The organism is Exiguobacterium sp. s22, assembly GCF_018617455.1.
In the GTDB taxonomy this organism is placed as follows: Bacteria; Bacillota; Bacilli; order Exiguobacteriales; family Exiguobacteriaceae; genus Exiguobacterium.
The window spans coordinates 85,725-104,676 of the sequence record NZ_JACSKD010000003.1 but is presented as its reverse complement, the minus strand read 5'-3'; the positions used below and the strand labels follow the sequence as shown (position 1 = coordinate 104,676).

Genomic DNA, 18,952 nt, shown 5'->3' with positions numbered 1-18,952 from the left:
TGTAAGAAAAGATTTATTCAGATACAGGTTCTTCCTCATCGTGTGAGGCTAAAATCAAGTCGACAAAGACGATGCGGTGGTTATCGACTTCACTGACAATCAGTTCATGATCGCCAGGTAAGAGGAAGCGTTCGCCTGTCCGAGCATTCGCTTTTTGAGATAAAACGAATCCGCCGACTGTATCGACATCATCTTCAATCTCAATTCCGAAGCGCTCTTCTAGTTCTTGTGTCAACACAAGACCAGATAGACGATAATGTTTCGGAGCGATTTCTGTAATTTCTGCTTGTTCATCTCGGTCGAACTCATCGCGGATTTCACCAACGATTTCTTCTAAAATATCTTCAATCGTTAAGAGGCCGGCAGTTCCCCCGTACTCATCGATGACGAGACACATCATTGTCTGTGCGTTTTGCATCTTCACCATCGCTTCTTGAAGCGGCGTGAACTCGGTAACGAGTGGCAATTGATGAATAAATGACTCAAACGGTGCATCATTTTTTGAAAGTTGCGCGGTAAAGAGTTGTTTTGCATTCACAAATCCGAGCACGTCGTCACGATCGCCATCTCGTGTGACCGGATAGCGTGTATATTGGTGCTCTTCGACAACGGAAATAATCTCTTCAATCGTATCGTCTTCATCGATTGTGACCATGTTCATCCGTGGAACCATGGCATCTTTGGCGATGCGCTCGTCAAACGAGAAGATGTTTTGTACATAGGCCAACTCATTTTCATTGATTTCACCACTACGGAAGCTTTCTGTCATGATGATTTTTAACTCTTCCTCGGAATGTGCCGTTTCCTGCGCAGTCGTCTGAACACCGAATAGACGGAGTGTGAGTCGAGCCATGCTGTTCAAGGCACGGATGAACGGATAGAAAAGTTTCGTGAACACGTAAAGCGGACGTGCAACGAGGAGCGTTAATTTTTCCGCTTCATGAACAGCAAGCGTTTTCGGTACCAATTCTCCGATAACGACGTGAACGAACGCGATGACGAGAAACGCAATCAGGAACGATAAGAACGTCACGAGTGATTGTGAAATATTCAACTGCTCGACCAACGTGTGAACGTACGTTTCGATTTGATCGGCACCAATCCACCCGAGACCTAGTGCGGACAGTGTAATGCCAAACTGTGAGGCAGAAAGCGAGTCGTCGATATTTTCGATGACTTTTTTTGCGCTGACCGCTTTCTTATTTCCTTCGAGCACGAGCTGATCGAGTCTGGCGCTACGCACTTTCACAATTGAAAATTCGGCTGCTACAAAAAAAGCAGTCAGAAAGATTAAAAGCGCAACGACGAGTAAGCTGAGTAACATGGGACTGTCCAACAATTCCCCCAAAAATCGGGGAGTCACCTCCATTGAGTATAAGATCAAACGTCTTTCAGGCACTTCCTGAAAACGAATAGTTTGTTTCAGTATAGTTGATTTGTTTGAATTATTCAAAATGCAGTCAAACATGTTTGATGAAGAGGGGAATGCGGGAACTAAATCCGAGAAGATGAAGGAGGAATTGATATGGCAAACTATCCAGAGTTAAAAGGGAAGGTCGCAGTCATCACAGGAAGTTCGAAGGGACTTGGACGTGCGATTGGGGAACGTTACGCAAAAGAAGGGATGAACGTCGTCCTGAACTATCGTAGCAGTGAAAAAGAGATGGAAGAAGTCATCCGCGGCATCGAAGCGGGTGGTGGGAAGGCTGTCGCCGTAAAAGGGGACGTTTCGGAAGAAGGACTCGCCGAGAAGATGATCGAGAAAGCCATCTCTGAGTTTGGGAAGATGGATATCTTCGTCAACAATGCCGGTGTACAAGTCGAAGCAAAAACACATGAAATGGAGTTCGATAATTGGAAAAAAATTATCGACGTCAACTTGAACGGGACGTTCCTTGGTGTGCGTGCTGCCTTGAAGTACTTCGTTGAGAACAAAATCGAAGGCAATATCATTAACATGTCTTCTGTTCATGAAGTCATTCCACGTCCAGGCTATACACATTACGCAGCAAGTAAGGGCGGGGTGAAAATGTTCACGAAATCAGTCGCCCTCGAGTATGCACCGAATCATATTCGCATCAATGCGATCGCACCTGGGGCGATTGATACACCAATCAACGAAGAGACGATGAGTGACCCGGAAGAGAAGAAGGGGTTAGAAGCGCTCATCCCATCTCACGTCATCGGGAAGCCGGAACAAATCGCAGCCGTTGCTGCTTGGCTCGCATCGGATGAATCGTCCTATGTGACGGGAACGACGATTTTTGCGGATGGCGGACTTTCGCTTTATCCGTCATTTGGTCCAGAGAATAAAGTTCAATAAACAAGAGGGTGCGCTGATGCACCCTCTTTTCGTTTAGCTACTCATTTGATTGGTCATATCCATTTTAGGAAGACGGACGGTGAAAGTAGAGCCTTTTCCAATACTCGATGTCGCGTGAATCGTTCCACCGTGACCTTCTGCAATCTCTTTACAAATCGCAAGCCCGAGACCGGTCCCTCCGATTTTACGACTGGCAGAGTTGTCAACGCGATAGAACTTGTCAAACAACTTCGAGAGTGCAGTTTGGGGAATCCCGATGCCATGATCTTCAATCGAAACATCAATCCAATCCGGTTGCTCACATGAGATGCGGACGTTGATTTCTCCGCCATTAGGAGAATATTTCACGGCATTATGAAGCAAATTCATGAACAGTTGATTGAGTCGCGACCGGTCCCCAAATACATACAAATCTTCCTGACAATCAAACGAAATATGATGATGTTGACTTGATCCTCGATGCACTGTGATGGCCTGTTCCAAAATATCAGACAGGCGTTCCGGCTCATTGTGGTACGTTTGTTTTCCGGATTCCATCCGTTGTACATCGAGTAAGTTTGAAATCAGGTCTTCGAGACGCAGTGTTTCTTGATGAATCATCCCTAAATATTTTTCGGAACGTTCAGCTGAAAGCTTTCGGAAACGGAGAAGCTCGGTGAATCCAATGATACTCGTGAGCGGAGTACGGAGTTCGTGAGAAACGGTCGAAACGAGTTCAGTTTTCAAACGGTCGACTTCTGTTTCGTGTGTCACATCACGGAAAACGAGCATCGTCCCGTGACGCGTCCCTCTCAAGTAAATTTTTTCCGCATACATTTGAATGAAACGTTCTTCCTGATTCATTGAGAACGTGACGCTCTCTTCTTTACATTGTCCATCGAATGATCGTTCCATGAACGCGAAAAAGGCATCCTTTTGGTCAACTTGTAATCCAAGCTCTTCGAGACTTGCATCCAAACGATATAAATCGACTTCATTTCGTTTCGTAATCGGCTGATTGAACAACACGAAGAGCGCTTGGTTCGCTAATTTTTCGCTTGTCGCATGTTCGACGTAGATGACGGCATCACGGATGGAGTGAAGGAGTCGTGCTGTCTTCTCGCGTTCTTCCTCGATTCGATGACGTTGTGTCGTGAGAGAGGAAGCCATCTGACGGAAAGAGGTCGTCAATTGCCCGACTTCGTTTTTAGATTGAACGGTAGCTGTCGCGACGGGTTGTCGTTCTCCGGCAAGACGTTTACTGTTTTCAATCAATTCCTGGAGTTGACCCGTTAAGCGTCTGACGTAAGGTCGAGCGACGATGAAGAGAATGAAGAGCACCCCGAGTAAAGAAAGGAGCCAGAGCGCCTGTGCCCACTTCGTATGTGTCGCAAGTTGAGCACGGAGTGCATCCTCTTCTGCGTTCAGTGAGTTCCGGTATTCCGTGAAGACGCTCTCCATGTCGACGATGCTCGCGCTCATATCCGCGGCACTTTTCGAATTGATTTTGAATTTACGATCTGCCGGTGGCTCTTTTTGAGGGTTCACCTTACCGAGCGTTGGCATCTTTAAGAAGGGCTCGGTTACACTACCGTCCCGTTTTCCTGCTACATAACGTTCAAGGCTTGGCATGACACGTTCCTGATACGCGACAAACAGTGTACGCGCATCGCTCGCGTATGTTTTTTCTTTTTCGGTCACTGCGTTCTGTTCGAACCAAGTCGTCTGTTCGTCAATCAAGACTTGTTTATCTTGCACACGTTCTAACATTGCATCATCTCCAAGGATGACGTATCCGCGCATTTCATATTGCATCGACTGCCATGTCTCGAACAATTCGGTCGCATTCGTGCGCCGTTCACTGATGTTCTCGAGCGATGACGTCGTCTGTTCGATTTGGTTTTCCGTATACACATATACGGCAAGCGACGTGAGGAGGATCAGTCCGATGAATAAATAGAAGACGAATAAAAATTGTCTCCCGATCCGTTGGTCAATCCATGACTTCATAAAGACCGTTCCTTCCTAGAATGATGAACATTCCGACTGTGACTAATATTCTACGAGTGTCGTTCTTTCATTGTACAGATTCAACTCTTCAGATGCTAGATATTGAGAAATCAAGGTAATGAACACTATTGTTCATTGAACAGTAGTGGATAGTATGCTATTGTTCTATGTATAGTAGGGGGTGGGATGATGAATCCTCAATTTAAAAAGGGCGTCCTCAACCTTTGTGTACTGGCGCTTGTGGCGGAACAAGACCGCTACGGCTATGAACTCGTCCAAGCGATTTCAGCCAAAGTAGCCATTTCAGAGGGCGCGGTCTATCCATTGTTGCGTCGACTGACGACAGAGGGTTATTTCACAACGTATTTAATGGAATCCGGAGAAGGCCCTCCACGGAAGTATTATCAGATTACGGAGCAAGGGCGAACACACTTAGCTGAACTGCGAACGGAATGGGATGTATTCACGAACGGTGTTAATGACTTAATCCGAGGGGGAGACGACAGATGAATGAAGAACAGTACTTGTCAGAGCTCGAACAATTATTGATGAACGTGAAGGTGAAAGATCGGCTTGATATTTTACGAGACGTATCGGAATATTTCACGAGTGGTCGACTAGAAGGAAGAAGTGACGAAGAACTGGCACGTGAGTTAGGGGAACCGAGCATACTCGCATCGGAATTGCTCGCCTCTGTCGATATTGAAGAATCGGTCTCGACGCGACCGCCTGCGGTTGTCAAAAGCTCGACCGTAGCCTTTCAAAGTGTTCTCATTCAAGTACAGCATGCGCAGGTGTTCGTCACTCCATCACAAGACGGATACGCTTATGCGACGCTTGAAACAGAGACCGATCACGGGGTCGTGATGGATATCGTTGGGGATACGTTGGAGATTCGCATTGAATCCGAACGTCGTTTCGGTCTTTCGGACCTGTTCTCATGGTTTGGGTCGAAGGCACCAGTACTTCGAGTGGAATTACCACATCACGCCTATCATCAGATTCAGTTGAAGAATCGTCATGGTTCGAGTGATGTACAAGATCTCCAAGCGGAACGATTCCATGTGGAGAGTGAGAACGGTCGAATCGTCGCGCATCAGATTCAAGCGAAACAGGGTGTCCTGCGCACTTCGAACGGAAAAGTGGTCGCATCGAGTTGCAACGGTCACGACTGGGAGCTCCATTCCTCAAATGGTCGCGTCGAAGCGAAACATTCTCGACTCGAGCGGATCAACATCCATTCCTCGAACGGTCGAATCGATGTCAATCATGTCGAGGGAGCCATCGATGCCAAAACCTCTAACGGACGAATTGACTGTAGTGTTCAATCGATTCAATCACCAATTCGGTTGAAAACGAACAACGGGAAGATTGACTTACAAGTCGACGAGCGTCCGGACGATGTTACAATCCGAGCGAAGTCGCGAAACGGGAAAGTCAATGTATTCGGGGAGCGTTCGAAAGAATGCGTATTTGGAGACGGATCGATTGAAGTGAAGTTGACAAGCTCAAACGGGAGCGTCACGGTATCAGGATAAATAAAGTCCCACCATCAATTGATGGTGGGACTTTATTTATCGGTCATGCACTAACACATAGGCGACTCGAACAGGACCATGAACGCCGACGATGAGGTTCATCTCGATGTCGGCCGAGTTCGACGGACCAGAGATGAAATTGACACCGTTCGGGGAATGGAGACCGTCTCGGTCGAGTGTGGCGAGTTGTTGTGCTGTTTGCGTCATACGTGGAACAAGGACAGATTTCGGGATGATTGCGATATGGTCTTGCGGTAACAGACTGATCGTCCGTGATCTACCAGGCTTCGCATATTGGACGATTGTCGCACTTTCCGCAAATGCCGCATCCGCAATCGTGATTCCGATGTCCGCTCGAATGGCCAGCTCTCGACTCGCTTCGGATTGTGACGAATCCCACCAGGCAAACGTCTCACTTGTTGTAGGTGCCCAAGCGGAAATTCGTGCATCGTTCTCCGCAAGAATCTTTGTTCCATCATAGCGTTCAATCAAGAGGCGAAGCGTATCATCAAGCTTCGCAGATTCACATTCCACCAAATCGGTATGGATTCGGGTCGCGACCATGCGGAACGTCTCGAGCAGCTCTTCTTCACTCGCGCCTTTCAACACCTCATCTTGCGGACGATGAGTATATTCCCGTTTTGGCGGCGTGAGCTTTACCTCACGACCGAGTTGCTTGGCGATTCGTTGTAGAAAGTCCTCACGGTTTGTGATTGTACCAGGATTCATCAGGCATTCCCCCGTTTCTTGAACCAATCTCGGACGGTCTGTTTGTTCGGCTGCGGCAAGTCTTTCGAGTCCGTCCAAGCCGGTAGCCCTTTCTCAATCTGACCCGAGGTAGCGAATGGTGATGTCGCAAACGGTGCGACATGTTCCGCTGCTTCGAATAAGAATGGACTCGAAGCGGTGACGGCAAATCCTTTCATCGCAATCCGCTCCACGAAAGGTGATTGCTTTTTCTCCTCTACGATGACGCGTCGATGTTCAATCAACAGCTCATGCAGCGGAATCTTTACAGGACACGCCTCCGTACAGGCGCCACAGAGACTCGATGCATAGGGGAGTTCTTTATAGTTCTCATATCCGTCAAGAAGCGGAGCCAAGACGGCACCAATCGGACCTGGATAGATCGACCCGTACGCGTGACCACCGATATGGCGATAGACGGGACAAACGTTAATACAGGCCGCACAACGGATGCATTGCAACACCGATTGGAACTGTGTCCCTAAAATACCAGAACGCTTGTTGTCGACGATGACAAGATGGAACTCTTCTGGTCCATCAACTTCGCCGACCGCGCGCGTCCCGGCGAACGTCGTGATGTATGACGTGAGTCGCTGACCGACCGCGCTTCGACAAAGCATGTTGACGAGTACTTCGAACTCTTCATAAGACGGGACGACGCGTTCCATCCCCATGACAGAGATGACCGTATCAGGAAGCGACGTCACCATGCGTCCGTTCCCTTCATTGGTCACAAGCCCGACGGCTCCACTCTCTGCGATGGCGAAATTACAGCCGGTGATGCCGACTTCTGCTTTCAAAAAGTCTTTGCGCAGTTCTTGACGCGCATAACGACCGAGTTCAGTCGGATCGTTTGAACCGGTATAGCCGTGAGCAGTGAACGTCTCATGCACAGCGTTGCGGTCTTTATGCAGAGCCGGGGCGACAATGTGAGACGGTGGGTCTTCGTCGAGTTGCAAAATCCATTCCCCAAGATCGGACTCGACGACGGTACATCCTTCTTCCTGAAGTGCCTCGTTCAAGCCGATTTCTTCCGTGACCATCGATTTCGATTTCACGACATGTTTGGTTTGTTTCGACCGGACGACTTCTCGGATGTAGCGGTTCGCTTCTTCCGGTGTCTCTGCGAAAAAGACGTTTCCACCACGTTTTGAGACATTCTCGCTCAATTGATATAAGTAATAATCCAGATGTTCTAGCACATGTTGACGAATCTCTTCCGAGTGGTCACGGAACGCTTCCCAGTCCCCAAGTTCACCCGCGGCATTTAACCGGCCATCCCGTAGACGGTTTTGAGCCGAACTGACGGCCTGCCGCATGAACGCATCTTCGATTCCATCTTTTCGTCGATCTTGAAACTTCTCATCTAAGCGAATCCCTATGCTCATGCTTGCTTCACTCCTTCGTTTAAGACTTCAGCAATATGCATCACTTTAATCGGATGTCCTTGTTTATGAAGACGTCCGCCGATATTCATCAAACATGAAGCATCCGCTCCGATCAAAACTTCTGCGCCTGACTGTAAGATTGAATCGACTTTTTCATCTACCATTTGTACCGACACGTCTGGCATCTTGACGGAGAACGTCCCGCCGAACCCACAACAGTTATGTACGTTCGCGAGGGGAACCATCGTCAGTCCATCGACGTTTCCGAGCAACTTTCCGGGAGCCGCTTCGATTCCGAGGAGGCGGGTCATATGACAAGACGCATGATAGGTCGCTTTGGCTGGAAATTTAGCACCGACATCAGTGACTTCGAGCACATCGACGATGAACTGCGTCAGTTCGAACGTTTTGGCGGCGTGCGCTTCAGCGCGAGGACCCCATACTGGATCATCTTGGAACAAATGAGGGTAGTCGCGCATCATCATGACACACGACCCCGATGGTCCGACGATATATTCTGCATCTGCTTGTTCAAACGTTTCAATCATGTGCTTGGCAACCTTTTTCGTCTCCTCATGATAGCCGCTGTTGTAGGCAGGCTGCCCACAGCACGTCTGCTCAAAGGGGAACGTCACCTCGCACCCTAAATGTTCGAGTAGTTCGACTGTCGCTTGTCCGACGGATGGAAACAACGTATCAGATAAACAAGTGACGAATAAAGCTACATTCGGCATAGCCATTCCTTCTTTCTTCTGATGATAGCGATTTCAACGTCATTATTTCATAAAGCGTAGGAAAGTGACAGGAAAATGGGGAGAAAAACTGATTTATTTGTAAAATCCTGTCTAATTGATAATGTATCTCACTGAACAGATATTCATCTCTTTTCTGATATAAAACAGCTAAGGAGAACGTATAACAGAAAAAGATCCTCGACACATGACGAGGATTTTCTGTCTAACTTATAGGAAGAACATTTCCAAGATGAAGAGTGCGCCGAACAAGTAGATGAGCGGGTGAACCGTCTCTTTGTTCATCGCTTTGAAGATCGGATACAAGATGAACCCGAAGGCGATGCCGCGTTCGATGCTTCCTGACAAAGGCATGATCAAAATCGTCATGAAAGCCGGGAAGTATTCGCTAAAGTCGCTCCAGTCGATGTACCGGACATTCGTCAACATGAGTGCACCGACGATAATCAAGGCGGGAGCTGTGATTGCCGCTACGCCAGAAATGGCGCCGATAAGTGGGCTGAAGAAGAGTGTCAATCCGAATAAACCAGCGACGACGGCCGTCGTGAGACCTGTACGTCCACCTTGCGCGACACCGGCAGCAGACTCGATGTATGCCGTAGACGGGCTCGTTCCGACGAATGATCCACCCATTGTGGCAAGCGAATCGGCAAAGAGTGCACGGTGACCATTCTCAATTGTTCCATCTTCTTTTAAGAGACCGGCCTGTTTTCCTACACCGACAAGCGTACCTGTCGTATCGAACAATGTGACGAGGAAGAACGAGAGGACGGCCCCGAACAATCCGTATTGAATGACATCACTAAATGCCGTCACAGGGTTGACCATGAGTCCCTCGGGAAGCGTCGGCATCGCCGTGACACCGTCGATTTGTAAGATGTCCATGAAGTACGCCGTAATCCCGGTGAGGACCATTCCGATGAGTAAAGAACCGGGTACGTTTCGTGAGAAGAGAAGTGCCGAGACAATCAAACCACCGAGTACAAGTAGTACTTCTGGAGAAGACACGTCACCGAGACGCACTAAGTTTGCTTCATCCGCAACGATTAAGCCTGATAGTTTTAATCCGAGTGAAGCGATGAACAGACCGATTCCGGTCGTGATGGCATGCTTCAACGATGTCGGAATCGCTTGAATCAACTTCGTCCGAATCGGAGAGAGCGACAAGATTAAAAAGAAGACGGACGAGACGAAGACGACGCCGAGTGCGGCGGACGGGGCAATCTGTTCTTGAGCGACGAGCGTGTAAGCGAAGAATGCGTTGAGCCCCATCCCGGGTGCTACAGCGATCGGTAAGTTCGCATAAAACGCCATCAAGCCAGTCCCGATGAGGATGGCAATGATTGTCGCCGTGAATGCTTGTGCGAACGGAATCCCTGCGTCAGATAGAATCGCTGGGTTGACGACAGAGATGTACGCCATCGTCACGAAAGTTGTGATCCCAGCAGTCACTTCCTGTTTAACATTCGTACCATGTTGTTTCAATTGAAAAATATTCATCGATATAACTCCTTGTTTCGGTCTATTTCCGAACATTAATTGAGAAAAATGTTTAAACTAACGTTATCAACTTGATGACTATACAAAAATGTTTGATTCCCGTCAATTGTTTTGAGTAAAAAACATGAAAAATGAAAGTTGAAGACAAATAATGTTCGGAAATAAACTTTTTTTAAAAAGATGCTTGCTCTGAAACGCGTTTCAGAAGATACGGTATAGACAAAGGGAGTGGAACCGATATGAAATCGACAACGTGGAAGACATGGTGCAGTGGAATCGTATACGAGCTCGTCATCAATCAGTTGTATACACCGTTTGGAAAAATGTTGTGTACCCGTTTCCGTGAAGAGTTTCTTCATCTGCCGTTAGAAGAGCGCTTCCGTCTCGTTCAAGCGATTCGTTCTCAAGTCATCGAAAGAGGTGACAGTCAGCAAGCAGAGTGGGTACACTATATGCAAAGACTGACAAGTTGAGGTGAGATGAATGGCAAACATTCGAGATATCGCAAAGCACGCTGACGTTTCGGTGACGACGGTTTCGCGCGTCTTGAACGAGCATCCGTACGTATCGAAAGAAAAACGGACCCGTGTCCACGAAGCGATGAAAGAACTCGGGTATTTGCGAAATCAACAGGCACTGACGTTGTCGACAGGGAAGACGCAACGAATCGTCGTCATCCTACCTTATATGGATCATCCGTATTACGGTTTCTTCGTCAATGGGCTTGCCAAGGCGGCGCTCGAGCACGATTACCGGCTCGTCATGTGGCAGACGGAGTATAAGTTGAGCGAGGAACGACAAGCGCTCGATTTATTGAAACATCGTGAAGTCGATGGGGCAATTGTCTTGTCTCATGAGATGTCCTTTAAGGAAATGGAGACATATCGCGCGTATGGACCGATTGCTGTGGCGACCGTCGGTGCACCGGAAACGATCTCGTCGATCCATGTCGATCATTACGCGTCGTTCGTATCAGGTATTCATGTGCTACAGGAGCATGGATATGAAGAGATTGGAATCATCTTGTCAAGAAGCCATAGTCCAAGTTCCCTTGCGCGTCAGCAAGCCTATTTCGATGAAGTAGCGCATGCGCGTGAGCAATGGATTTGGACGGGCTATTTGACGAGTGAGGACGGTATTCGGCTAGCTGAAGCGTTCCTCTCTCAAAAAGAGCGTCCTCGAGCGCTCTTTTTCTCGTCCGATTATGTCGCCCTCGGATTTTTAGGAGAGATGCAACGGCGAGACATCAAGATTCCTCAGGAAGTCGCCATGCTCGGGTTTGACGGACATCCGATCGGTCAGGCATTCGGACTATCGACGATGCTTTCCCCGAATGAACAGATTGGTCGTCGCCTGTTTGAAACGACGCTCGCTGAGATGAATGGAGCCATCCCAGAGATTCACGGAATGACTGTCAGCTACCAAGCGGGAATGACACTTTAGGCAACATCCTCGCTCGACTCTTTTGAAACGTTTAGAATGAAAGGAGTAGTCGAGAGGAGGAGATGTTATGAAGATTCAAGTAACAGAAGAAGCGCTCCAATGGTTTAAAGAAGAAATGGAAGTCGAAGCGGGCCAAACGGTTCGTTTGTTTGCAAAATATGGGGGTTCGACAGACTTGACGCACGGTTTCTCCGTTGGGGTCATCACGGAAGACGTGAACAATGCGGCTGTTGAGACCGAAGAAGACGGCATTCGTTTCGTCGTGGCGGAACAAGATGAATGGTTGTTCCAAGGACAAGACGTGAAAGTCGAACTTCGCGGAGAAGAAATCGTCTTCGTGCAAGCCTGACGTTTCAGTTTGTTTACGTTTGATGAAATATCGTTTGACGAAATCTGGCTTGGGGAACAGATTACGACAAGTCGGATTTTCGAAAGGGTGACACGATATGTCAGACAAAGAAAAGCGTGAGCAAGAAGAAAAGTTGAAACGAGATCAACCGGACATCTCCCATGAAGAAGATTCGAAAGGAGATCACTCCGACCTCGAAGAGACAGATGAAGACGAACAATCTTAAGAGCCGACACGGCTCTTTTTGTTTGGGGAATTGAAAGAAATGCCGTGGACGTTATAATGGATAAGGGAAAACTATTTAGTGAGGAGAATGAGACATGAGTACAGTACTAGTCTTCGGACATAAAAATCCAGATACCGACACAATCACGTCAGCGCTCGCCTATGCCGAGTTGAAAAAGAAATTAGGAATGGACGCAGAGGCAGTCCGTCTCGGTGAAGTGAACGGGGAAACACAATATGCGCTCGATCACTTCCGTGTAAAAGCACCACGCTTGATTGAAAGCGTGAAAGGTGAGACCGAAGAAGTCATCTTAGTCGACCATAACGAGTTTCAACAAAGTGCGGATGGTATCGAGGACGTGCGAATCCTTGAAGTCATCGACCACCACCGCATCGCAAACTTCCAAACGGCAGACCCACTCTACTATCGTGCAGAGCCAGTCGGCTGTACGGCGACGATTTTGTTGAAGTTGTATAAAGAGCATGGTGTCGAAATCGCAGCGGACATGGCCGGTTTGATGCTTTCAGCTATCATCTCGGACTCACTTCTCTTTAAATCACCGACATGCACGGATGAAGACGTCAAAGCCGCGAAAGAACTGGCTGAGATTGCTGGCGTCGATGCAGAAGCATACGGACTTGAGATGCTCAAAGCCGGGGCAGACCTTAGTCAAAAAACGATTGAAGAACTCATCTCACTCGATGCGAAAGAGTTCGCAATGGGCGACTATCGTGTTGAAATCGCGCAAGTGAACACGGTCGATGCGAACGATGTCTTGAACCGTAAAGAGGAAGTCGAAGCCGCAATCGCCAACACGGTTGCAGCGAAAAACTTAGACTTGTTCGTATTCGCCATCACGAATATTTTAACGAACGATTCGGAAGCCATCGTCGTCGGACCAAAACCAGAACTCTTCGAACAAGCGTTCAACGTCACGCTTCAAAACGGATTAGCGACACTTCCGGGCGTCGTCTCGCGTAAGAAGCAAATCGTGCCTGTTTTAACAGAAGCGGCAACAAAATAAAAACTCGAAGCGAATGCCTCGAGCGGAACTGCAGCCGATTAATCGTCTGCAGTTTTTGTTAAAAAAAAGACTGGACGATGAAGTCCGATCTTACGATGATTTTGTTTGTCGCCCGTACGTTCCGAGACGCCATAGTTTTTCGAACGGTCCATAACGGTGACTCTTCAGCCACCACATCGAGAAGAACGCCTGGACAATCAAGATCCCGATGCTGAGGAATAAGCCTTCGGTTAAAGAAAGCGCCCCGTATGCCCCGAGTGCGATCACCGGTATGAAGACGATCAGTGTATGCGTCAAATAATTCGTGAGTGCCATCCGGCCGAGCGCTTGAAGCGGCGCGAACGTACGACCTTTACGAACGGCTACCGTGAACAGACAGACGTAAGTCGTGGCGAGTAACTTCCCGGAAATCAAGACGGCGAACAAGTTCAGCCAAAAGTATGGATACCCTTCACCGTAGTGATGCCAAATGATCACGCCGAAGAATGGGAGGGCGAGGACGGCGCAGATGATGGCCGTTCGCATTAAGCCTTCTAGACGCCACGTCAGGAGTTTTCGTTCGCGTCCGATGTACAGCCCGAATAAGAACAGACTGAGAATCTCGAAGCCGACAACGAAAGAGTTGGAGAAGGCATTAAAGATCTCAACAGAATATCGATAATCGAACCAGGCGCCAAACCCTTGATTGAATACATCAGGGAACGGAATACCGCTGTAATAGGTTCCGCCCACGCTCCATTCATTCAATGCAGAAGTTCCATATAAGAGCAGGATACTTCCAATCAACAGTCCCCATGCCCAGGTCAGAATGGAACGGTTGCTCAACTTATAGAAAAGGGGAAGCAATAAGCCCCACATCGCGTACGTATGGAGGATATCGCCTGACCAAATCGCCAAGTGTGCGAGTCCAAATAAGAAAAGAATTGCAATACGGCGTATGTAACGACTGACCGATTCACCTCGGGCGTAAGAACGCTCGAGGAAAATCGAAAAGCCGATCCCAAATAGGAGGGAGAAAATCGTGTAAAACTTCGTCTGCACGAACAAATCGAAGAGCGTACGGACGAACAAGTCGCTCCCATAATAGTCGGGACGACCGAATATCCAGTCGCTCCCGAGCATGCTTGGGATATTGACGAGGAAAATGCCGCAGAGGGCAAACCCTCGGATAATGTCATACAAAATAATCCGTTCATTCGTTTGAATTGGGCCAGCCATACGACACGTCCTTTACTGAGTTAGAATACTTTCGTCGTCCATGATTCACAGTTCCAGACGTCTGTGACGATATCCTCATAGAATTCTGGTTCGTGACTGATGAGGAGGACGCTTCCCTTGTACTCTTTCAACGCACGCTTCAACTCTTCCTTCGCGTCGACGTCCAAGTGGTTCGTCGGCTCATCGAGTAAGAGCAAGTTCGTTTCGTTGTTTAAGAGTTTACACAGGCGTACTTTCGCCTTTTCCCCACCACTGAGGACAGAGATTTTACTTTCAATGTGCTTCGTCATGAGACCGCATTTCGCGAGCATCGCGCGTACTTGTTGTTGGTTGAGTGACGGGAACTCGCTCCAAATCTCTTCGATACATGTGTTGTTGCTCGATGCTGCTTCCTGTTCGAAGTAACCCATCTCAAGGAACTCACCGCGTTCGACGGTTCCTTCAAGCGGGTTGATCAAGCCGAGCAGACTCTTCAAGAGAGTCGTCTTCCCAATTCCGTTCGCTCCGACGAGGGCAATCTTCTGACCGCGCTCCATCTGGAGGTCGAGCGGACGTGAGAGCGGCTCGTCGTATCCGATGACAAGACCTTTCGCATCAAAGATGAGTCGTCCCGACGTACGTGCCTGCAAGAAGCGAAATTCTGGTTTCGGACGTTCCGCACTCAATTCGATGACATCCATCTTATCGAGTTTCTTCTGACGTGACATCGCCATGTTTCGTGTCGACACACGCGCCTTGTTTCGGGCAACGAAATCTTTCAAATCCGCGATTTCAGCTTGTTGACGCTTGTAGGCGGCTTCAAGCTGCGAGCGTTTCATCTCGTACACTTCCATGAACTTGTCATAGTCGCCGACGTAGCGGTTCAACTCTTGGTTTTCCATATGGTAGACCAAGTTGATGACGCTATTTAAGAACGGGATATCGTGTGAGATCAAGATGAAGGCATTGTCATAGTTTTGGAGGTAGCGCTTCAACCACTCGATATGCACTTCATCCAAATAGTTGGTCGGCTCATCGAGGAGCAAGATATCTGGCTTCTCTAAAAGCAACTTCGCGAGCAATACTTTCGTACGCTGTCCACCTGATAAGTCCGTGACGTCACGATCGAGACCAACGTCTAAAATACCGAGACCACGTGCGACTTCTTCTACTTTCGCATCGATGATATAAAAGTCGTTCGAGTCGAGCGTCTCTTGAAGTTCACCGACCTCAGCGAGCATGTCTTCCATCTGTTCCGGTGTCGCGTCACCCATCTCCATGTAGAGTTCGCCGATGCGCGTCTCCATGTCGATCAAGTATTGGAAAGCACCTTTCAAGACGTCCCGAATCGTCATCCCGCGCTCAAGTACTGCGTGTTGATCGAGGTAACCGACACGGACGTTTTTCGCCCATTCGATTTTCCCTTCATCCGGTTGCAGCTTGCGCGTGATGATGTTCATGAACGTCGATTTTCCTTCACCGTTTGCTCCAACGAGACCGATATGCTCCCCTTTTAAGAGGCGGAAAGAGACATCGTTCAAAATAGCGCGGTCACCAAAGCCGTGGCTCAAGTTTTGTACCGTTAATATACTCATAATTCGTTTTCGTTCCTTTCAAAGTAAACTACCCGATATTGTAGCATGAATTGGATCAAATTAGTACGCCAGTCCGACCGACTCTCGTACGTGTTCCTGTTCTTCAATCGTATGAAGCATGAACTGGGCGACGTCTGCCCGTGAGATGTGCTTCCCGTTCTCTGGCACTTCATCGATGGTCGTGCGATATGTCGAGGTGCGAGGACCGTCCGTCAATTGCATCGGTCGTACAATCGTATAATCGAATGACGAATTTCGCCATAAGTCCACGGCTGCGCGATGATCACGGAGCGGTTTCCGGAGCATGAACGTAATGGCTTTCCCCGCAAGTCCCGGAATTTCATTGTCGATTCCAGCTGAAGCGAGATAGATGATACGTGAGATGTTGTTCGCTTTCATCGCCGGGACGAGTTTGTCTGTGACACTCGCTAAAAAGTCCGGGTCGCTTAAATCCGTACCGAGACAGCTGACAACCGCATCGTGACCATGCATTGCTTCCGTCAATGCATCGATGTCATATAAGTCGCCTTCGATGATTTCAAGTTGTGGCGTCCGAATCAACTTTTTCTGTTCACGAACGAACGCGGTGACGTCATGACCGTGCTCGATGGCTTGATCGATGAATTGATGTCCGGTCCGACCGGTTGCGCCTAATACGAATAACTTCATAAGGGCAGGGCTCCTCTCTCATATCCAATATCTACAGTATACAGCAGTTTCAGAAAAATCGAACATTTCACCGTTTGATTCCAACCTATTGCATTTCTCTTCAGCTCGTCTACAATAAGGTCTATCTTAGAAAAATAGATTCGCACTCGTATATCAGCGGAAATATGGTCCGCAAGTCTCTACCGAACTACCGTAAATGGTTCGACTACGGGTGGCGCTTGTCGTATGCTATCGTTGATTTCCATGCGGTTCGTTGCCTCCCGATGAGGGGTGACGAATCGCATTTTTTATTGGAGGGAAAACAATGAAGCAGTTAGAAGACAAAATCCGTGAAGAAGGTCGGGCCCTTTCCGACCAAGTGTTGAAAGTCGACGCTTTCTTGAATCATCAGGTCGACCCGGTACTCATGAAAGGCATCGGTAAAGAATTCGCAGAACGTTTCAAAGACGCTCAAATAGACCGCATCGTCACACTCGAATCGAGTGGGATTGCGCCGGCGATGATGACGGCGCTTGAGATGGGCATCCCGTTCGTATTCGCGCGTAAACGAAAATCGCTGACACTCCAAGACGACCTCGTGGAAGCGGACGTTTATTCGTTCACAAAACAAGAGACGAACCGCATCAGCTTGAGCCGACGCTTCGTCTTACCAGGCGAACGTGTTCTTGTCATCGATGACTTCCTCGCGAATGGGGAAGCGGCACTCGGACTGACACAACTCGTAGAAGCGGCAGGTGCAGAGGTCGCGGGCGTTGGGATTGTCATCGAAAAGTCATTCCAACCAGGGCGCGATAAATTGATCGAGCGTGGCTATCGCGTCGAATCGTTGGCACGCATTGCGAAATTAGAGAAAGATCATATCTCGTTCGTGGAGGTCGTTCGATGAATACGTTCAAGACAGCTAGTCTAGGATTCCAGCATCTACTCGCGATGTACACGGGAGCGGCAATCGTTCCGCTCATCGTCGGGGGTGCCATCGGGCTTGGTCCAACCGAACTCGCCTATCTCGTCGCAATTGATTTATTCATGTGTGGGGTGGCGACGTTATTACAAGTATGGACGACACGCTTTACGGGTGTCGGATTGCCGGTCGTCCTCGGATGCACGTTCACGGCGGTCGGTCCGATGATCGCCATCGGAAGCGCGAACGGGATCACTGCCATTTATGGTGCGTTGATTGCGAGCGGTCTCATTGTCATCCTCATTTCTGGATTTGTCGGGAAACTTGCGCGCTTCTTTCCACCGGTCGTGCTCGGTTCGGTCGTGACGATCATCGGTCTCTCGCTGATTCCGGTCGCCATCAATGACATCGGTGGCGGGATGCCGGGTGAACCAGGGTTCGCATCGATGCAGAATCTCGGATTAGGTGGCTTAACGATTTTACTCATTCTCGTCTTGAACCGTGTCGGGACCGTCTTCACGCGTGCCGCTGCCGTCCTCTTTGCCGTCCTCATCGGAACAGGGGTTGCTGCTTCGCTCGGTCTCGTGAACTTCAGTCCTGTCCGGGAAGCGGGTTGGTTCCAAATGGTTCAACCGTTCTACTTTGGGGTGCCGACATTCGATGTGTCTGCCATTCTCGTCATGACGCTCGTTGCCATCATCTCGATGATTGAATCGACCGGCGTGTTCTTGGCGCTCAGTGACATCACGAAAAAGCCGATCGGTGCAAAAGAATTAACGAAAGGGTATCGTGCGGAAGGCGTCGCGACGATTCTCGGAGGGATTTTCAACAGTTTCCCATACACGACGTTCAGTCAAAATGTCGGACTCGTTCAATTGTCAGGTGTGAAATCGCGCCGTGTCATCTTCTGGACAGGTGGGTTACTCATCTTGCTCGGGTTCCTCCCGAAAGTGGCCACATTCACGACATTGATTCCAAAGCCTGTTTTAGGTGGGGCGATGCTCGTCATGTTCGGAACGGTCGCCGCTTCCGGGATTCGGATTCTGAGCCAGGTCGATTTTTCGAAAAACGAGAACTTGATCACCATTGCACTCTCGATTGGTGTCGGACTCGGTATTACAGCAAATCCGGCCATCGTCGCCAATATGCCGGAATGGCTTCAATTGTTCACAGATAGTGCCATCGTGGCAGGCTCCTTCACAGCACTATTATTGAACGGATTCTTCCGTATGATGGACCGTTTCCGTCCCGGGACAATCATTGCCGAGGAACGACAAGTCGGCTAGACTGAAGGAAATAGTAGTCGAGGAG

The 18,952-nt window shown here is 48.8% G+C and carries 19 protein-coding genes and 1 riboswitch; of the genes, 10 read left to right on the top strand and 9 right to left on the bottom strand.

Annotated features, from left to right (window positions below; all coding sequences use genetic code 11):
• Positions 1 to 13: 13 nt before the first annotated feature.
• The gene (locus KNO94_RS06985; protein ID WP_251125869.1) at positions 14 to 1,324 is read right to left on the bottom strand and encodes a hemolysin family protein; all 1,311 of its coding nucleotides are present in this window, start codon (positions 1,322 to 1,324) and stop codon (positions 14 to 16) included.
• Positions 1,325 to 1,525: 201 nt separating this feature from the next.
• On the opposite strand from KNO94_RS06985, the gene KNO94_RS06980 reads away from it, so the two are divergent.
• On the top strand, positions 1,526 to 2,323 hold the full coding sequence (locus KNO94_RS06980; RefSeq protein ID WP_214778442.1) for a glucose 1-dehydrogenase: 798 nt from the start codon (positions 1,526 to 1,528) through the stop codon (positions 2,321 to 2,323).
• A gap of 33 nt (positions 2,324 to 2,356) precedes the next feature.
• On the opposite strand, the gene KNO94_RS06975 is transcribed toward KNO94_RS06980, so the two are convergent.
• The gene (locus KNO94_RS06975; protein ID WP_214778440.1) at positions 2,357 to 4,312 is read right to left on the bottom strand and encodes an ATP-binding protein; all 1,956 of its coding nucleotides are present in this window, start codon (positions 4,310 to 4,312) and stop codon (positions 2,357 to 2,359) included.
• A gap of 189 nt (positions 4,313 to 4,501) precedes the next feature.
• On the opposite strand from KNO94_RS06975, the gene KNO94_RS06970 reads away from it, so the two are divergent.
• Together KNO94_RS06970 and KNO94_RS06965 are read left to right on the top strand one after the other, a co-directional pair.
• On the top strand, positions 4,502 to 4,822 hold the full coding sequence (locus KNO94_RS06970) for a PadR family transcriptional regulator (protein WP_074034162.1): 321 nt from the start codon (positions 4,502 to 4,504) through the stop codon (positions 4,820 to 4,822).
• Positions 4,819 to 5,850, top strand: a complete 1,032-nt coding sequence (locus KNO94_RS06965; RefSeq protein WP_214778438.1) for a DUF4097 family beta strand repeat-containing protein — start codon at positions 4,819 to 4,821, stop codon at positions 5,848 to 5,850. Before KNO94_RS06970 ends, KNO94_RS06965 begins: the two co-directional genes overlap by 4 nt.
• A 36-nt stretch (positions 5,851 to 5,886) precedes the next feature.
• On the opposite strand, the gene KNO94_RS06960 is transcribed toward KNO94_RS06965, so the two are convergent.
• The 4 genes from KNO94_RS06960 to KNO94_RS06945 all read right to left on the bottom strand — a co-directional run bounded on the left by KNO94_RS06960 (position 5,887) and on the right by KNO94_RS06945 (position 10,231).
• The gene (locus KNO94_RS06960; RefSeq protein ID WP_214778436.1) at positions 5,887 to 6,579 is read right to left on the bottom strand and encodes a LutC/YkgG family protein; all 693 of its coding nucleotides are present in this window, start codon (positions 6,577 to 6,579) and stop codon (positions 5,887 to 5,889) included.
• Positions 6,579 to 7,985, bottom strand: a complete 1,407-nt coding sequence (locus KNO94_RS06955) for a LutB/LldF family L-lactate oxidation iron-sulfur protein (RefSeq protein ID WP_214778434.1) — start codon at positions 7,983 to 7,985, stop codon at positions 6,579 to 6,581. Before KNO94_RS06955 ends, KNO94_RS06960 begins: the two co-directional genes overlap by 1 nt.
• Positions 7,982 to 8,719: a (Fe-S)-binding protein gene (locus KNO94_RS06950; RefSeq protein WP_074034994.1), complete on the bottom strand. Its 738-nt coding sequence runs from the start codon at positions 8,717 to 8,719 to the stop codon at positions 7,982 to 7,984. The genes KNO94_RS06955 and KNO94_RS06950 overlap by 4 nt, the downstream gene beginning before the upstream one ends.
• Positions 8,720 to 8,947: 228 nt before the next feature.
• A complete protein-coding gene (locus KNO94_RS06945) occupies positions 8,948 to 10,231 on the bottom strand; it encodes an NCS2 family permease (protein ID WP_214778738.1) in 1,284 nt (427 codons plus the stop codon).
• 245 nt (positions 10,232 to 10,476) lie between these two features.
• Here KNO94_RS06945 and KNO94_RS06940 point away from each other — a divergent pair, with 245 nt between their 5' ends.
• From KNO94_RS06940 to KNO94_RS06925, 5 genes are all read left to right on the top strand, one after another.
• Positions 10,477 to 10,710 carry a hypothetical protein gene (locus KNO94_RS06940; protein ID WP_214778432.1) on the top strand — a complete coding sequence of 78 codons (234 nt, stop codon included), beginning with the start codon at positions 10,477 to 10,479 and terminating at the stop codon, positions 10,708 to 10,710.
• A 10-nt stretch (positions 10,711 to 10,720) separates the two neighbouring features.
• Positions 10,721 to 11,680 (top strand): LacI family DNA-binding transcriptional regulator, encoded by a 960-nt coding sequence (locus KNO94_RS06935; RefSeq protein WP_214778430.1) that lies wholly within the window; start codon positions 10,721 to 10,723, stop codon positions 11,678 to 11,680.
• 67 nt (positions 11,681 to 11,747) lie between these two features.
• Positions 11,748 to 12,029, top strand: coding sequence for a HesB/YadR/YfhF family protein (locus tag KNO94_RS06930; RefSeq protein ID WP_074034990.1), 282 nt, complete (start codon positions 11,748 to 11,750; stop codon positions 12,027 to 12,029).
• A gap of 97 nt (positions 12,030 to 12,126) precedes the next feature.
• Positions 12,127 to 12,255: a hypothetical protein gene (locus KNO94_RS15360; protein ID WP_285800741.1), complete on the top strand. Its 129-nt coding sequence runs from the start codon at positions 12,127 to 12,129 to the stop codon at positions 12,253 to 12,255.
• 94 nt (positions 12,256 to 12,349) lie between these two features.
• On the top strand, positions 12,350 to 13,279 hold the full coding sequence (locus KNO94_RS06925) for a manganese-dependent inorganic pyrophosphatase (protein ID WP_214778428.1): 930 nt from the start codon (positions 12,350 to 12,352) through the stop codon (positions 13,277 to 13,279).
• A gap of 90 nt (positions 13,280 to 13,369) precedes the next feature.
• Here the strand turns inward: KNO94_RS06925 and KNO94_RS06920 are convergent, their stop codons facing one another.
• From KNO94_RS06920 to KNO94_RS06910, 3 genes are read right to left on the bottom strand one after another with little or no spacing between them, the layout of a single operon-like run.
• Complete coding sequence (locus KNO94_RS06920; protein ID WP_214778426.1) at positions 13,370 to 14,497, bottom strand: DUF418 domain-containing protein; 1,128 nt, start codon at positions 14,495 to 14,497, stop codon at positions 13,370 to 13,372.
• A gap of 20 nt (positions 14,498 to 14,517) precedes the next feature.
• Entirely contained in the window at positions 14,518 to 16,071 is a 1,554-nt protein-coding gene (locus KNO94_RS06915; RefSeq protein WP_015880457.1) for an ABC-F family ATP-binding cassette domain-containing protein, read from the bottom strand.
• A 60-nt stretch (positions 16,072 to 16,131) separates the two neighbouring features.
• Complete coding sequence (locus tag KNO94_RS06910; RefSeq protein ID WP_214778424.1) at positions 16,132 to 16,740, bottom strand: NAD(P)-dependent oxidoreductase; 609 nt, start codon at positions 16,738 to 16,740, stop codon at positions 16,132 to 16,134.
• A 126-nt stretch (positions 16,741 to 16,866) separates the two neighbouring features.
• Positions 16,867 to 16,968, top strand: a riboswitch (purine riboswitch).
• A gap of 76 nt (positions 16,969 to 17,044) precedes the next feature.
• Here KNO94_RS06910 and KNO94_RS06905 point away from each other — a divergent pair.
• The gene (locus KNO94_RS06905) at positions 17,045 to 17,626 is read left to right on the top strand and encodes a xanthine phosphoribosyltransferase (protein ID WP_074034982.1); all 582 of its coding nucleotides are present in this window, start codon (positions 17,045 to 17,047) and stop codon (positions 17,624 to 17,626) included.
• The gene (locus tag KNO94_RS06900) at positions 17,623 to 18,927 is read left to right on the top strand and encodes a nucleobase:cation symporter-2 family protein (protein WP_214778422.1); all 1,305 of its coding nucleotides are present in this window, start codon (positions 17,623 to 17,625) and stop codon (positions 18,925 to 18,927) included. The genes KNO94_RS06905 and KNO94_RS06900 overlap by 4 nt, the downstream gene beginning before the upstream one ends.
• Positions 18,928 to 18,952 lie beyond the last annotated feature (25 nt).

Excerpts from the sequence above, each read along its gene's own strand:
- KNO94_RS06975 (WP_214778440.1), bottom strand. The coding sequence starts at position 4,312 with ATGAAGTCATGGATTGACCAACGGATCGGGAGACAATTTTTATTCGTC.
- KNO94_RS06925 (WP_214778428.1), top strand. The coding sequence starts at position 12,350 with ATGAGTACAGTACTAGTCTTCGGACATAAAAATCCAGATACCGACACA.
- KNO94_RS06930 (WP_074034990.1), top strand. The coding sequence starts at position 11,748 with ATGAAGATTCAAGTAACAGAAGAAGCGCTCCAATGGTTTAAAGAAGAA.
- KNO94_RS06900 (WP_214778422.1), top strand. The coding sequence starts at position 17,623 with ATGAATACGTTCAAGACAGCTAGTCTAGGATTCCAGCATCTACTCGCG.
- KNO94_RS06950 (WP_074034994.1), bottom strand. The coding sequence starts at position 8,719 with ATGCCGAATGTAGCTTTATTCGTCACTTGTTTATCTGATACGTTGTTT.
- KNO94_RS06985 (WP_251125869.1), bottom strand. The coding sequence starts at position 1,324 with ATGTTACTCAGCTTACTCGTCGTTGCGCTTTTAATCTTTCTGACTGCT.
- KNO94_RS06935 (WP_214778430.1), top strand. The coding sequence starts at position 10,721 with ATGGCAAACATTCGAGATATCGCAAAGCACGCTGACGTTTCGGTGACG.
- KNO94_RS06905 (WP_074034982.1), top strand. The coding sequence starts at position 17,045 with ATGAAGCAGTTAGAAGACAAAATCCGTGAAGAAGGTCGGGCCCTTTCC.
- KNO94_RS06940 (WP_214778432.1), top strand. The coding sequence starts at position 10,477 with ATGAAATCGACAACGTGGAAGACATGGTGCAGTGGAATCGTATACGAG.
- KNO94_RS06910 (WP_214778424.1), bottom strand. The coding sequence starts at position 16,740 with ATGAAGTTATTCGTATTAGGCGCAACCGGTCGGACCGGACATCAATTC.
- KNO94_RS06955 (WP_214778434.1), bottom strand. The coding sequence starts at position 7,985 with ATGAGCATAGGGATTCGCTTAGATGAGAAGTTTCAAGATCGACGAAAA.
- KNO94_RS15360 (WP_285800741.1), top strand. The coding sequence starts at position 12,127 with ATGTCAGACAAAGAAAAGCGTGAGCAAGAAGAAAAGTTGAAACGAGAT.
- KNO94_RS06980 (WP_214778442.1), top strand. The coding sequence starts at position 1,526 with ATGGCAAACTATCCAGAGTTAAAAGGGAAGGTCGCAGTCATCACAGGA.
- KNO94_RS06915 (WP_015880457.1), bottom strand. The coding sequence starts at position 16,071 with ATGAGTATATTAACGGTACAAAACTTGAGCCACGGCTTTGGTGACCGC.
- KNO94_RS06920 (WP_214778426.1), bottom strand. The coding sequence starts at position 14,497 with ATGGCTGGCCCAATTCAAACGAATGAACGGATTATTTTGTATGACATT.
- KNO94_RS06960 (WP_214778436.1), bottom strand. The coding sequence starts at position 6,579 with ATGAATCCTGGTACAATCACAAACCGTGAGGACTTTCTACAACGAATC.
- KNO94_RS06970 (WP_074034162.1), top strand. The coding sequence starts at position 4,502 with ATGAATCCTCAATTTAAAAAGGGCGTCCTCAACCTTTGTGTACTGGCG.
- KNO94_RS06965 (WP_214778438.1), top strand. The coding sequence starts at position 4,819 with ATGAATGAAGAACAGTACTTGTCAGAGCTCGAACAATTATTGATGAAC.